Source organism: Paraburkholderia sp. BL9I2N2, from assembly GCF_004339745.1.
In the GTDB taxonomy this organism is placed as follows: Bacteria; Pseudomonadota; Gammaproteobacteria; order Burkholderiales; family Burkholderiaceae; genus Paraburkholderia.
Genome location: NZ_SMGP01000002.1, coordinates 1381003 through 1393362, shown reverse-complemented (window position 1 = coordinate 1393362; position 12360 = coordinate 1381003). Strand labels below are relative to the sequence as shown.

Genomic DNA, 12360 nt, shown 5'->3' with positions numbered 1-12360 from the left:
AGTCGCATTGATGGTTGTGTGGGCTTGCGCGCAAGCCCACACAGATTCCCCACTGGCCAAAAGGCGCGGTCAGATCAATTCTTGTCCGAAGAGTCACCAGCGTCGTTCAACACATCCAGGGCTGCGCGACAAGCGCCGTCAAGCTGTTCGCGCATCAGGTCCTGCACGTTCGGCAGTTGATTCACGATCGCGTCGCGAATTCTGACTGTCTGACTGAAAGACGCCTGCATACGGCCGCCGCGCGCCATGGCGATGCGCCGCAATCGGCGCACCGGACCGATCAGTCCTGCGTGGCTTTCCTGCAAGGTGCGGTTGTCGGCGATCGTCATGACAATCGCGTAGAAGCGGTCTAGCGCATCGACATAACCGGCGGGATCGTCGGCATCGACGCTCATTCGCATCGCTTCGATCACGTCGTCAAGTTGCGCGGAGCCAAGCGCGGTGATGCGCTCCGACGCGAGTTGCACCGCGAGACATTCGAGCGCTGCGCGCACGGTGTAAATCTCCTCGACATCGCGCAGCGTGACCGCGCGCACATACGCGCCAACGCGCGGCAGCACCGTCACCAATCCCTCACGTTCGAGCTGCGCGAATGCCTCACGCATTGGCGTGCGGCTAACGTTCAACTGTTTCGCGACCTGCACTTCGGAGAGGCGGCTGCCCGGTGCCAGCACGCCCTCGACAATCGCCTCGCGCAACGCCGGCACGACTACGCCTTCGCTCAACGAATCGCTCGACGCGTCGACCGTGCGCATCCGCGAGTGGTATTTGCTCGCAATTTTGTCGAGCGAATGCGCGCTTTTTGCATGCTTTGAAACGGCGGCCGCAGTGGTCGTCTTGACCGCGGTTTTGCTGGAAGGCATTGACACCTCGTCATTCAGTGAATACGCTGTATACAGATTATACAACAGGAGATGCCATGGATCGCGGTCCACTATTGCAGCCCGTTTTGATCGAGCGCGCCGGCGACGTATTGAGCTTCACGCTGAATCGTCCGGACGCGGGTAACGAGATATCCGGTCCGATGTTCGACGCGATGACGGCCGCGTTGCGCAGCGAAGTCGCCGCTCCGAGCGCCCGCGTGCTGCGCATAAGCGCGAATGGTGACAGCTTTTGCACGGGGCGCGAGCGCGCAGGTCGCGACGCCGTATCGATCCGCGCGGAAGTCGCGCGGCTGATCGAGTTGAAGCGCCTCGTGCGTGCCACGTCGATGATCTCGATTGCGCAGGTACAGGGTGACGCGCTCGGCTTCGGCTTCGGTCTTGCGATCCTGTGCGATTTCACGCTGGTTTCGTCGCGCGCTTCGCTGGCGTTTCCCGAGATGCGCAAAGGGCTGCCGCCGGCCGCGATCATGGCCTATGTGGGCCGCTACGCATTGCCGAAGGCGCTGTTTCCGATGGTGCTGTTCGGCGATCCGTTGACGCCCGCCATCGCTTTGGAGGCCGGCTTGATCACGCGTGTCTGCGAACCCGATGCATTGCGCGCCGACGCCGACGCGTTGGCCGAACGCATTCTTGCACTCGACGACGCCGGCGCGCGTCAATGCAAGATGTTCTTTCAGGCAGCCGAGGAAAGTCCGATCGAACAGAACTTCCGCGGCGCGACCGACATGCTGACCGTCACCAGCCTGCGTCTGATGCAGGATCGCTGAGGGCAGCCTAGTAGTCACACGTCGGCGCGCGCGAAGTCATCGCGGCACGGCTCGCGATCCAGGGCTCGCCGGCAGCAAGCATCTTGCATGAAACCCGAGTAAGGGATGGAAACCGGAGTAAGCGCGAAAGCGCCAACGCCGGTCGACACGCCAACTCGGGTCGACAGGAGGCAGACATGAATGTCAACGCAGGGCCGAGGCTGGATCGTTTGCCGATGTCAGCATTCCATCGGCGCATCATGTGGCTGATCGGCATCGGCATGTTCTTCGATGGCTTCGACATCTACGTCGCGTCGACCGTCCTCGGCGCGACGCTGAAGACCGGCTTCTCGACACTCGGGCAGAACGCGCTATTCGTGTCGATGACCTTTCTCGGCATGATGCTGGGTTCGCTCGGCACCGGTTTTCTCGGCGACCGCTTCGGCCGCCGCTTCACGTATCAGGCCAATCTCGCGGTGTTCGGACTCGCCTCGCTCGGTGCGGCGCTTGCGCCGAGCATGAGCGTGCTGATCGCGTGCCGCTTCGTGATGGGTCTCGGGCTCGGCGCGGAAAACGTGGTCGGCTACTCGACGCTGGCCGAATTCGTGCCGCCGCAAAAGCGCGGCAAGCTGCAAGGGCTGATGGCCGTCTTCGTCGTGTCAGGGCTGCCTGTCGCGGGCTTGATTGGCTTGCTGCTGATTCCGGCGTTCGGATGGCGGGCGATGTTTGTGCTAGGTGGCTTCGGCGCGTTGGGTGTGTGGTACATGCGCAAGTCGCTGCCGGAATCGCCGCGCTGGCTCGATTCGGTTGGCCGGCACGAGGAAGCTGACGCGATCCTGAAACGCATCGAAGCCGAAGTTGTCGCGACGCGTGCAGGCGAGCCATTGCCGCCCGCCGTCATCGCCAAGCCATCGGCAGCGCCGGCTGCGGCGCTTTCATTCGGCTCACTGTTCAGCGGCACCATGCTGCAACGGATGATCGTCGGCTGCGTGACCCTCGTTGTCGTCAACACGCTGCTGTACGGCTTCGTGACCTGGCTGCCGACGTTCTTCGTGCGTCAGGGCTTCAGCATCGCGAGGTCGTTCAGCTTTGCGCTCGTGATGTCGCTCGGCGCGCCGATCGGCTCGGCCATCGGCGCGCTCACAGCGGACGCGTGGGGCCGCAAGCCGACCATCATCGGTGCGTCGCTCGTCGCAATCGTGTTCGGCGTGATCTATCCGTTCGTCAGTCATCCGCTGCTGTTGCCCGTCGTCGGCCTCCTGCTGACGATTCCAATCTACGTGCTGGTCGCGCTGCTGTTCGCCATCTATGTGCCGGAGCTCTTTCCGACGGAAGTGCGTCTGCGCGCGTCGGGTATCTGCAACACGCTCGGGCGCGGTGCGACGATCGTCACACCGTTTATCGTCGTCGCATTGTTCGCGCAGCACGGCATTGTTGGTGTGCTGGCGCTGATGGTCGGCCTGCTCGCGATCCAGATCGTGGTGGTCGCGTGGCTTGGCGTCGAGCCAACCGGCCGGCGTCTCGAAGACCTTCAACCAACCGACACCCCTGGTAGCGAAGCGATGCGTACCGACCCGCACGCTTCGCCGCTCAAGTAATCACGGAGAATCCCTCTATGGATACAGTCAACCCACAATATCTGGACGCACAGCTTTTCATCGACGGTGAATGGACGGACGCCGAGCACGGCCACACGCTCGACATCGTCGACCCGGCGACGGGCGAAGTGATCGGCGCGCTGGCGGCGGCATCCGAACAGGATGTGGACCGCGCGGTGCGCGCGGGTCATCGCGCGTTCGAAGGCGGGGCATGGCGTGACCTGTCGATCCAGCAGCGCGCTCGAGTGCTGAACCGGTTCGCCGATCTTTTCGAAGCGGACCTCGAGCAGTTTTACAAGCTCGAAACGCTGAACAACGGTCGACCGATCTCGGAAACGCGGGCACAGATTTCACGTTTGCCACAGTTTTACCGCTATTTCGCAGCGCTCGCGCTGACCAGGCGCAGCGACGTGATTCCAGTAGAGGGTCCTTACCTGTGCTACACGCAGCGCGTGCCGCTCGGTGTCGTCGCGCTGATGACGTCATTCAATCATCCGTTGATGATCCTGTCGAAAAGTCTCGCGCCGGCGCTCGCTACGGGCAACAGCGTCGTAATCAAGGCATCGGAACAGACGCCGCTCACCACGGTGCGGCTCGTGCGTCTGCTGAATGAAGCAGGCGTGCCGAAGGGCGTCATCAATGTCGTCAACGGCGAAGGACGTGAGGCGGGCGCTGCGTTGGCGAAACATCCGCTGGTCCGCAAGATCGTGTTCACGGGCGGCACGGATGTTGGGCGGTCCATCGGCGAAGCCGCTGCTCGCAACTTCGCGTTGACGACACTCGAACTCGGCGGCAAGGGCGCGGTGATGCTGTTCGACGACTTCGACATGGAACGCGCGGTGAACGGCGCGGCATTTGCCGCGTTCATCGGTGCAGGGCAGACCTGCGTATGCGGCGCGCGCATTCTCGTGCAGAAGTCGATTTATGCGCAGTTTCTCGAACGTTTCAAAACGAAGGTGGCGGGGATTCGCGTCGGCGATCCGGCCGATGTGAAGACGCAACTGGGTCCAGTCATCTCCGCTCGCTCGCGCCAGCGTATTCTCGCGATGCTCGAACGCGCGAAGGCCGCGGGCGCCAAAGTGCTGACCGGCGGTGGTGTGCCAGCCGGCCTGAAAGAGGGCTTCTTTATCGAGCCGACTGTGCTGTACGACGTCGATCCGAAATCGGAAATCGGTCAGGACGAAGTGTTCGGCCCTGTGACCGTAGTCATGCCGTTCGACGACGAAGCGGACGCGATCCGCATCGCGAACGACACACAGTTCGGACTCGCCGCATCAGTGTGGACGCAGGATGTCGCGCGTGCGCACCGCGTCGCGAGCAAGCTCGAATTCGGCATGGTGTGGGTCAACGATCACCACCGGCTCGACCCGGCTTCACCGTGGGGCGGTTTCAAGAACAGCGGCGTCGGGCGCGAGACGGGTATCGAATCGTTCGACCAGTTCACCGAGCCACGCGCGGTAACTGTCAATACGAGCGGCAGGACTGTCGACTGGTATGCGGACGACGGCGAGTTGAAGCGCCTGAACTGAGCATGTGTCCCTGCGGATCATAGCGTCGGTATTCCGCCGCACGTAGGGCACGTAGACGCAACTACCGGAAATCGTCGCTGGGGTTACGCGGGGCGAATGTGCCGCGCGTCCATCCGCACGGGACGATTTCTCCAAAATCGATTCTCTCGGGCAATCAGCGCCGCGAACGCAGCCACGCGTTTCAGAAACCACTGCCATATTTTTGTAACGCCGCGCGTCCTCATAGGCTGGCGCGCCACTGCCTCGATGCATGCGCCGCAATGACGCTTGCACGAGAAGATGGAATAAGTTGCAGTGTCTGGCCGTTAAATCCAAATATCCCCATCAGGTGCGGGCGTCCACGAGCACGCGAGCGAGGCGCCTCTGGCGGCGCCGCAGCGCGCTGCCAGAGGCGCAGTTCCCAGTTCCGGTAGAAGTCGCGGTGCCAGGGCGGCAGCCGCCCCTTTTCCGTTCTCCCTGCAACTTGCTGAACGAGACCTGACCATAAGCAGACAGGTACGTCCCGCGCAAATAAGTATCACGTGACGGGAAGAGGGTTCAAACCCCGCTTTCCGAGCGCTGATCGCGAACTGCGGTCTCAGATGGAAACAGTTTTCGAAGTTTACTGGTCTGGAAGAAATAGTTAGTAATCCGTATGTAACGTCATACGAGTGAAGTCGTACTACGCTCGACATCTGTCTCAAAGGAGTGCCTCCATGTCATCACCGCTCGCGTTCGCGATCAATTCGGTCCGTGATTTCGAACTGACGGAAGACGGTCAATATCTGACGCTGAAATGTAACGGGTCTGATCGCATCGACTTGCACTGTTCAGTCATGCACGAGCTGCTTGCGGCGCTTTCAAATGCCATCGGCTCGTCGGAGCGTATCCGCCACAAGAAGAAAAACGTGAAGTTCGCGATGCCTTGCGAAGCATGGGCACTAGGCAAGGATGCGGGCGGTGCACCTTATCTGATTTTTACGTTCCGCTTGCCTGGAGGAGCGGAATTGTCCTTTCAGTTGCATCGCTCCCAGGCAGCGCACTTGACGGAAGTCCTTGCGCTAGCCACCGGGTTCGCGAGGCCAGACGTCTCCGGCTTCAGGCTGCAGTAAGGCACGAGTCCTCTCTCATCCGCACATAGCGGGTTATCTATTCGTCAAAAGGAGGTTGCGGTGCGAGCCGACTTTTTACTCTCGTGTCCTGTATGAATGCAAAGATTCTATTGTCCCGCTGTACCAAGGTATTGGCCCTCGTTGGCCTGGGTGTGACGGCCATATCCGCGAACGCAGCAGACTCGTTTGTGGTTCGCGATATCCGGCTCGAAGGACTGCAACGCATCGAACCCGGTACTGTATTCTCGTATCTGCCGATCAAGCAAGGCGACACCTTTAGCGACGACAAGGCTTCGGAAGCAATCCGCGCGCTGTACGCGACGGGCTTCTTCAACGACGTGAAGATCACCACCGAAGGTGATGCCGTGATCGTGCAGTTGGTCGAGCGCCCCGCGATCGGCACGATCGATTTTGCGGGTATTCACGAGTTCGATAAGGACAATCTGATCAAGGCGCTGAATTCCGTCGGGCTGTCATTGGGTAGCTATTACGACAAGGCACTCGTCGACAAATCCGAACAGGAACTGAAGCGCCAGTACCTGACCCGTGGCTACTACGCGGCTGAAGTCACGACGACGGTCACGCCGATCGACCGCAACCGTGTGGGAATACTGTTCTCGGTCGTCGAAGGTCCGAGCGCGAAGATCCGCGAGATCAACTTCATCGGCAACAGGGTGTTCAGCGAAAGCACGCTGCACGACGAAATGCAGCTGTCCACGCCGAACTGGTTCTCGTGGTATACGAAGAACGATCTGTACTCGAAAGACAAGCTCACCGGCGACCTCGAAAACGTCCGCTCGTATTACCTGAATCGCGGCTATCTGGAGTTCAACATTGAGTCGACCCAGGTGTCGCTCACGCCCGATAAAAAGAACATGTATTTGACGGTCACGCTGCACGAAGGCGAACCGTACACGATCAAAAGCATCAAGCTTGCGGGAAATCTGCTCGACCGCGAGGCGGAACTGAGCAAGCTTGTCAAGATCAAACCGGGCGAGCGCTTCTCGGCTGAAAAGCTGCAAGCCGCCACCAAGGCGGTCGTCAACAAGCTCGGCGAATACGGTTATGCATTCGCCAGCGTCAACGCGCAGCCGCAGATCGATCAGGAACACCATACGGTCGACCTGACGCTGCAAGTAGACCCGAGCCGCCGTGTGTACGTGCGTCGCATCAACGTGGTCGGCAACACGCGTACGCGTGACGAAGTAGTGCGCCGCGAAATGCGGCAGCTCGAAAGCTCGTGGTTCGATTCGAACCGTCTCGCCTTGTCGAAAGACCGGATCAACCGTCTCGGCTACTTCACGGATGTCGACGTAACCACGGTGCCGGTGGAGGGAACGCCGGACCAGGTCGACGTGGACGTCAAGGTGACCGAGAAGCCGACCGGCGCGATCACGTTGGGCCTGGGTTATGGCTCGGGCGAAGGGCCGATCATTTCAGCGGGTGTTTCGCAGGACAACGTGTTCGGCTCAGGGACGAGCCTTGCGCTCAACGTCAACACGTCGTCGACGTTCCGTACGCTGACCGTCAGCCAGGTTGACCCGTACTTCACGGTCGACGGCATCAAGCGCATCACTGACGTCTATTACCGCACCAGCGAGCCGCTCACATTCTCGAGCACGACCGATTCGAGTTTTCGGATTATCACGCTAGGTGCCGATCTGAAGTTCGGTGTTCCATTCTCGGAAGCCGACATGGTGTATTTCGGTCTGGGTGTCGAACAAAACCGGCTCGACGTGGACTCCACCACGCCGCAGAGCTATATCGACTACGTGAAAGACTTCGGCCGTGTGTCTAACAACGTGCCCGTCACGATCGGCTGGTCGCGAGACGCCCGTGACAGCGCGCTCGTGCCGAGCCGCGGCTATTACGCGCAGGCGAATGCCGAGTACGGCACACCGATCGGCGGCACGCAGTACTACAAGACGGACGTGCAGGCGCAGTACTACTACTCGTTCTCACGCGGCTTTGTCCTCGGACTGAACTTCCAGGGTGGCTACGGCAATGGCATCGGCAACCCGTATCCGATCTTCAAGAACTATTACGCGGGCGGTATCGGCTCGGTGCGGGGTTATGAAACGAGTTCACTGGGCCCGCGCGACGCGACGACGGGCGACCCCATCGGCGGTTCGAAGATGATCGTCGGCAACGTCGAAGTGACGTTCCCGTTGCCGGGCACTGGATACGACCGGACGCTGCGCGTGTTCACGTTCCTTGACGGCGGCAACGTATGGGGTTCCGAAGGCAACAGCATCGGCGCCAACGGCTTGCGCTACGGCTACGGCGTTGGCCTTGCATGGATCTCGCCGATCGGACCGCTGAAGCTCAGCCTCGGCTTGCCAGTCGTCAAACACACCGGCGATCAATACCAGAAGTTCCAGTTCCAGATCGGGACGTCGTTCTAGCTCGCGCAGCGGCACGGGAGTCGATGTTGCATGATCCGGCAGGAAACACGACGTAACACACCCATGCCGCAACTGGGGCCAGCAAGCGGAATAGCGTCAGCCGGCGACGCGTTCTACATGCAGCAGGTCCGCATCGTCGTGTACATCTTCACATGCGAATCCACATGCTCCGGCAATGCGCTCTGCGAGGCGAACCGATGGGTCTTCACGGTGTCGACGCGGCGGTCCGCGTCGTGGCGCCGGACCGTCGAGCAGGACGGATTTATGCGCAAATTCATTGGAATCGGAATGGTGCTTTGCAGCTGTGTCGCGTGTACGACGCCGGTGGCGTCGCAACTTGCCCCGGCTGCTCCGCTGGACGAGACGACGACTACATCGTCCGTGTCGCCCACGTGCCGCATGGTCAACGGCACAGCGGATATCGATGGCGCCACCCAGAACATATCAGGCCTTGCATGCAAGCAGCCCGACGGCACCTGGCAGATCCAGCAGCAAGGCACGGACGCTGAGATGGGCGACGTTTATCCGCCGCCCCTATATGCATACTATCCCTATTACGATCCGTGGTTTTATGGGCCGCCGGTGGCGTTCGGCTTCGGCGCGTCGTTCCTCTTCATTAATCGTTTTCATCACTTCCATCATGGCCACTTCGGACCGCATGGCGGCTTCCACGGTGGCTTCCATGGTGGCTTTCATGGAGGGGGCGACTTCCATGGAGGCGGCGGTTTTCACGGAGGTGGCGGGGGACGCCGTTAACGTATGGCTTGATCGATGAGGATGGAGTCGAATCACGCGCAGCCGCACTAGTCGACGATCGTACGCATGTTGCAACACGCGATCGTCGCTGACACACGAGATTGAGCGGCCGAGCGACTCGTGTATGGATTCCATTCGATCCTCGTTTATAGAATCTTTGCAAGAAGGAGCGAACTCTTTCGGTGAATCGCAATGGCAATCCCCATAGAATCGTCAAGCTGCGGGTGCGCGGTTGGAAAGCGGATCACATTCACCGGACAGCCTACCTAATGGTGCCGGGGGCTTTCGTTAAACCCCTGTTGCGTGAACGGCGCGTTATCCGTTTTTTATTGAGCCGGGATCATGCACACATCATGATTCCTTCTTGGGCATTGCCTGGAGTGTAAGACAAGTGAAGAAGAAGATTATCGGCGCAGCAGCTTTGTCCGTCTTTGCGGCGGCGGCTCATGCGCAAAGCAGCGTCACCCTTTATGGATTGATCGACACGGGTATCGTCTATACGAATAACCAGGGTGGCGGCAGCGCTTGGCAGGAACAAAGCAGCATGCTGTCGAACGAAGTATGGGGTCTGCGGGGAAGTGAAGATCTCGGTGGCGGTCTGCACGCGATCTTCCGTCTCGAGAACGGCTTTAATATACAAAACGGCAAGACCACGTACTCGGGTACGATGTTCGGCCGTCAGGCTTTCGTCGGTCTGCAAAGCGACCAATATGGAACGCTGACATTCGGCCGACAGTACGATTCCGTAGTCGATGATCTGGGCCCCATCGCATTGGCGAACAACGGCGACGGAAACAACCTGGCCGCACATCCGTTCGACAACGACAACGTAGACGACTCGTTCTACATTAACAACTCGGTCAAGTATGCGAGCCCGACGTATCGGGGGCTGCAGGCAGAGGCGCTGTACGGCTTCAGTAATGCGGCCGGCGGCTTTTCGGACAATCGCGCCTATAGCTTCGGTGTGACGTACAACAATGGCCCGATTAATCTTGCGGCGGCTTACCTTCAGCTGAATAACGGTTCGCTTTCGGGTACCGGGGCAGTGTCGAACAACGACTTCGTCAATTTCCCCGCCGCGCGCCAGCGAGTGATGGGGGTTGGCGGCAACTACACGATCGGTCCGGCGACTATCGGCTTACTGTGGACACATACCCTGCTCGACAATACGCAGCCGGGTGCGAACTCCGTGATCGGGCAGTCGTTCGACACGCTGCATTTCGACAACTACGAAGCCAACGTGCACTATACGCTGACACCTTCGATTTCGTTCGCAGGTGCCTACACCTTTACTCAAGGCGCCTTTGCCGGAAACACCGGTTCGGCGGACCCGAAGTGGCATCAAGTCACGCTGATGGCAGACTACTCGTTCAGCAAACGCACTGACGTTTATGTCGAGGGTGTCTACCAACACGCATACGGTGCTGCTGGCTCTGCGTTCGAGGGTGCGTTTATCAATGGCCTCGCGCAGGCGTCAACAGGCAATCAGGTGGCGGCGACGGTAGGCTTGCGTACGCGCTTCTAACGGACGCAACGTCTGTTCAGCTTGAACACGCGCTGGAACGTCGGCACATCGCCCGTACGCCGGGATCGATGTGCCGACGTGTTGATTCAGCGTCAGTCAGCTTCTGCTGCGCGAAGAAATGCGCGTTGCCCTTTCTCAACAGCGTCGGGTGACCACAGCATCTTAGCCATTGCTTTGACCACGGGAAATCCGGTTCCGAAATCAGGCGGGGAACTTGCGGCCCACCAGGTAGGTTGCGCCGGTGGGACCGTATTGCTCCGAATGCTCATCACCGGCTTCGATTTCGAAGATATCGCCGACGCGGTATTCGCGCGAAACCGCCCCACGAGATGGTCATTTCTCCGGCGGTGATCACCGCGCGCGCCCTGAACGGATGCTTGTGCGTTTCAATGAACTGGTTCGGTGCGTAGGTTTTTTCCAGCACTTCCTGGTAGCCGGTATTGGTCAAGTCAGCCTTGAAACTTTCGATATCCATGCTCTCACTTCCTATTAAAGTCGCGCGGAACTTGAGCTCGCCGGTGGCTAGAAGCTCGCCGGATCGAGGCTGTTCAGCACGTGTCAAAAGTCGAAAAGATTGCGCCGTACGTTCACCAGGTGCGTGACCATGAAATCGCGTGCACTAGCCGCATCGCGTTCTTTGAGCGCAGCCAGCAATTGCCGGTGCTCGCGCTGATAAGCGAGTCGTCGCTCAGGCGTAAGGCTGCGTTTTTTCAACAAGCCCCATTCGCCATGTTCGCGGACTTTGAGAATCAGATTGAACACGCTGACCATGAAATTGTTGTGTGCGGCTTCCGCGATCTTGTGATGAAACTCGGCGTCCCAACGTTCAAATTCCTCGAGCGTCTTCGACTGCTCCGCGCTTACGCAACATGCTTCCATCGCTGCAAAATCGGCCGGCGTGCCATTGCGCACCACCAGGTCGATCAGGCCCGGCTCGAAAATCAGCCGCGCGTCCATCAGCTCGGCGGGACTCACTACAGCTTGGGGTTCCGCTGCCTTGGGTATTTTTTGCTCAACATCCTGGGCCACGTAAGTGCCGCTGCCCACGGTCTGGGTGATGAGGCCCATTTCTTTCATCTGCGCCAGTGCGCGTCGCACCGTCGAGCGGCCGACCGCGTAGGTCTCGCTCATCTGCCGCTCGGTTGGCAAGCGTTCGCCCGGATGCCAACGGCCATCGCGGAGGTTGGACAGCAGGGCTTCCTTGAGCGTGTAAACCGGGTCTGAAACGGGATGGTCTGGCATTGGGTAAAAAAGCTGTGACGGGTTCCACGAATCATAAGGCAATGGCCGCAAGGTTGGTACAAATTGGTTTCACTCGCGCGCGCCGTCACGTATTCCGGTGTTCTCCGCCTCAGCAGCGCCGTTCCCAATGGAATGCGACCCAGATACACGGAGACGTGTCAGCAACAGCGCCAGTGTGATCATGGCAGCAGGTCATGGGCATTGCCTGGATTGACGAGAAAACAATCGATTGCTAGCATGGCTCCACTTGGGTTGATTTTAAACCAAATTGAACCAATAGGAAATCTCGTGCGCGTTGCTTCTCTGCTCATCGACCACCGTCACGTCTTTGTTTTTGTCGCCGCCCCCAGCGTCGTCGAGGTTCGCCGCCTGCTGCCTCACCTCAGGTCCCGTCATCCCTCTATGCATCCGATGTCATGCCCGACACCGGACGCCTGAGCCGCTGTCAATACCCTCGCTTTAACCCGTTGCATGGGCACCGGACAAACCACCTCGCGGCAACCCTAAAAAAATGAGGGTGAATCGCTACGCCGAAAAAGATAGCGTTTTATCAGCACCCAAACTTCGGCAAGAACCGGCGCGAG

General features: G+C 59.6%; 10 protein-coding genes. 7 read left to right on the top strand and 3 right to left on the bottom strand.

Going from position 1 to position 12360, the window contains the following annotated elements; translation table 11 throughout:
- Positions 1-74 precede the first annotated feature (74 nt).
- Positions 75-863, bottom strand: a complete 789-nt coding sequence (locus B0G74_RS28160) for a GntR family transcriptional regulator (RefSeq protein ID WP_132378424.1) — start codon at positions 861-863, stop codon at positions 75-77.
- A 56-nt stretch (positions 864-919) separates the two neighbouring features.
- On the opposite strand from B0G74_RS28160, the gene B0G74_RS28155 reads away from it, so the two are divergent.
- From B0G74_RS28155 to B0G74_RS28125, 7 genes are all read left to right on the top strand, one after another.
- Positions 920-1651: an enoyl-CoA hydratase/isomerase family protein gene (locus tag B0G74_RS28155; protein WP_132378422.1), complete on the top strand. Its 732-nt coding sequence runs from the start codon at positions 920-922 to the stop codon at positions 1649-1651.
- Positions 1652-1827: 176 nt separating this feature from the next.
- Positions 1828-3228, top strand: a complete 1401-nt coding sequence (locus tag B0G74_RS28150; protein ID WP_132378420.1) for an MFS transporter — start codon at positions 1828-1830, stop codon at positions 3226-3228.
- Between the two features lie 17 nt (positions 3229-3245).
- Positions 3246-4757, top strand: a complete 1512-nt coding sequence (locus tag B0G74_RS28145) for an aldehyde dehydrogenase (protein WP_132378418.1) — start codon at positions 3246-3248, stop codon at positions 4755-4757.
- Between the two features lie 695 nt (positions 4758-5452).
- On the top strand, positions 5453-5848 hold the full coding sequence (locus B0G74_RS28140; RefSeq protein ID WP_132378416.1) for a hypothetical protein: 396 nt from the start codon (positions 5453-5455) through the stop codon (positions 5846-5848).
- A gap of 92 nt (positions 5849-5940) precedes the next feature.
- The gene (bamA, locus tag B0G74_RS28135) at positions 5941-8253 is read left to right on the top strand and encodes an outer membrane protein assembly factor BamA (protein WP_207915711.1); all 2313 of its coding nucleotides are present in this window, start codon (positions 5941-5943) and stop codon (positions 8251-8253) included.
- A gap of 264 nt (positions 8254-8517) precedes the next feature.
- On the top strand, positions 8518-9009 hold the full coding sequence (locus B0G74_RS28130; RefSeq protein ID WP_132378412.1) for a hypothetical protein: 492 nt from the start codon (positions 8518-8520) through the stop codon (positions 9007-9009).
- 391 nt (positions 9010-9400) lie between these two features.
- The gene (locus B0G74_RS28125; protein ID WP_132379436.1) at positions 9401-10534 is read left to right on the top strand and encodes a porin; all 1134 of its coding nucleotides are present in this window, start codon (positions 9401-9403) and stop codon (positions 10532-10534) included.
- 268 nt (positions 10535-10802) lie between these two features.
- On the opposite strand, the gene B0G74_RS28120 is transcribed toward B0G74_RS28125, so the two are convergent.
- Both B0G74_RS28120 and B0G74_RS28115 read right to left on the bottom strand, forming a co-directional pair.
- Positions 10803-11009: a hypothetical protein gene (locus B0G74_RS28120; protein ID WP_132378410.1), complete on the bottom strand. Its 207-nt coding sequence runs from the start codon at positions 11007-11009 to the stop codon at positions 10803-10805.
- A gap of 83 nt (positions 11010-11092) precedes the next feature.
- On the bottom strand, positions 11093-11818 hold the full coding sequence (locus B0G74_RS28115) for an FCD domain-containing protein (protein WP_243658321.1): 726 nt from the start codon (positions 11816-11818) through the stop codon (positions 11093-11095).
- Between the last annotated feature and the right edge of the window lie 542 nt (positions 11819-12360).

What these genes read in the sequence shown, in the direction of transcription:
- B0G74_RS28145 (WP_132378418.1), top strand. Translation starts at nt 3,246, where the DNA reads ATGGATACAGTCAACCCACAATATCTGGACGCACAGCTTTTCATCGAC.
- B0G74_RS28140 (WP_132378416.1), top strand. Translation starts at nt 5,453, where the DNA reads ATGTCATCACCGCTCGCGTTCGCGATCAATTCGGTCCGTGATTTCGAA.
- B0G74_RS28155 (WP_132378422.1), top strand. Translation starts at nt 920, where the DNA reads ATGGATCGCGGTCCACTATTGCAGCCCGTTTTGATCGAGCGCGCCGGC.
- bamA (WP_207915711.1), top strand. Translation starts at nt 5,941, where the DNA reads ATGAATGCAAAGATTCTATTGTCCCGCTGTACCAAGGTATTGGCCCTC.
- B0G74_RS28160 (WP_132378424.1), bottom strand. Translation starts at nt 863, where the DNA reads ATGCCTTCCAGCAAAACCGCGGTCAAGACGACCACTGCGGCCGCCGTT.
- B0G74_RS28130 (WP_132378412.1), top strand. Translation starts at nt 8,518, where the DNA reads ATGCGCAAATTCATTGGAATCGGAATGGTGCTTTGCAGCTGTGTCGCG.
- B0G74_RS28150 (WP_132378420.1), top strand. Translation starts at nt 1,828, where the DNA reads ATGAATGTCAACGCAGGGCCGAGGCTGGATCGTTTGCCGATGTCAGCA.
- B0G74_RS28120 (WP_132378410.1), bottom strand. Translation starts at nt 11,009, where the DNA reads ATGGATATCGAAAGTTTCAAGGCTGACTTGACCAATACCGGCTACCAG.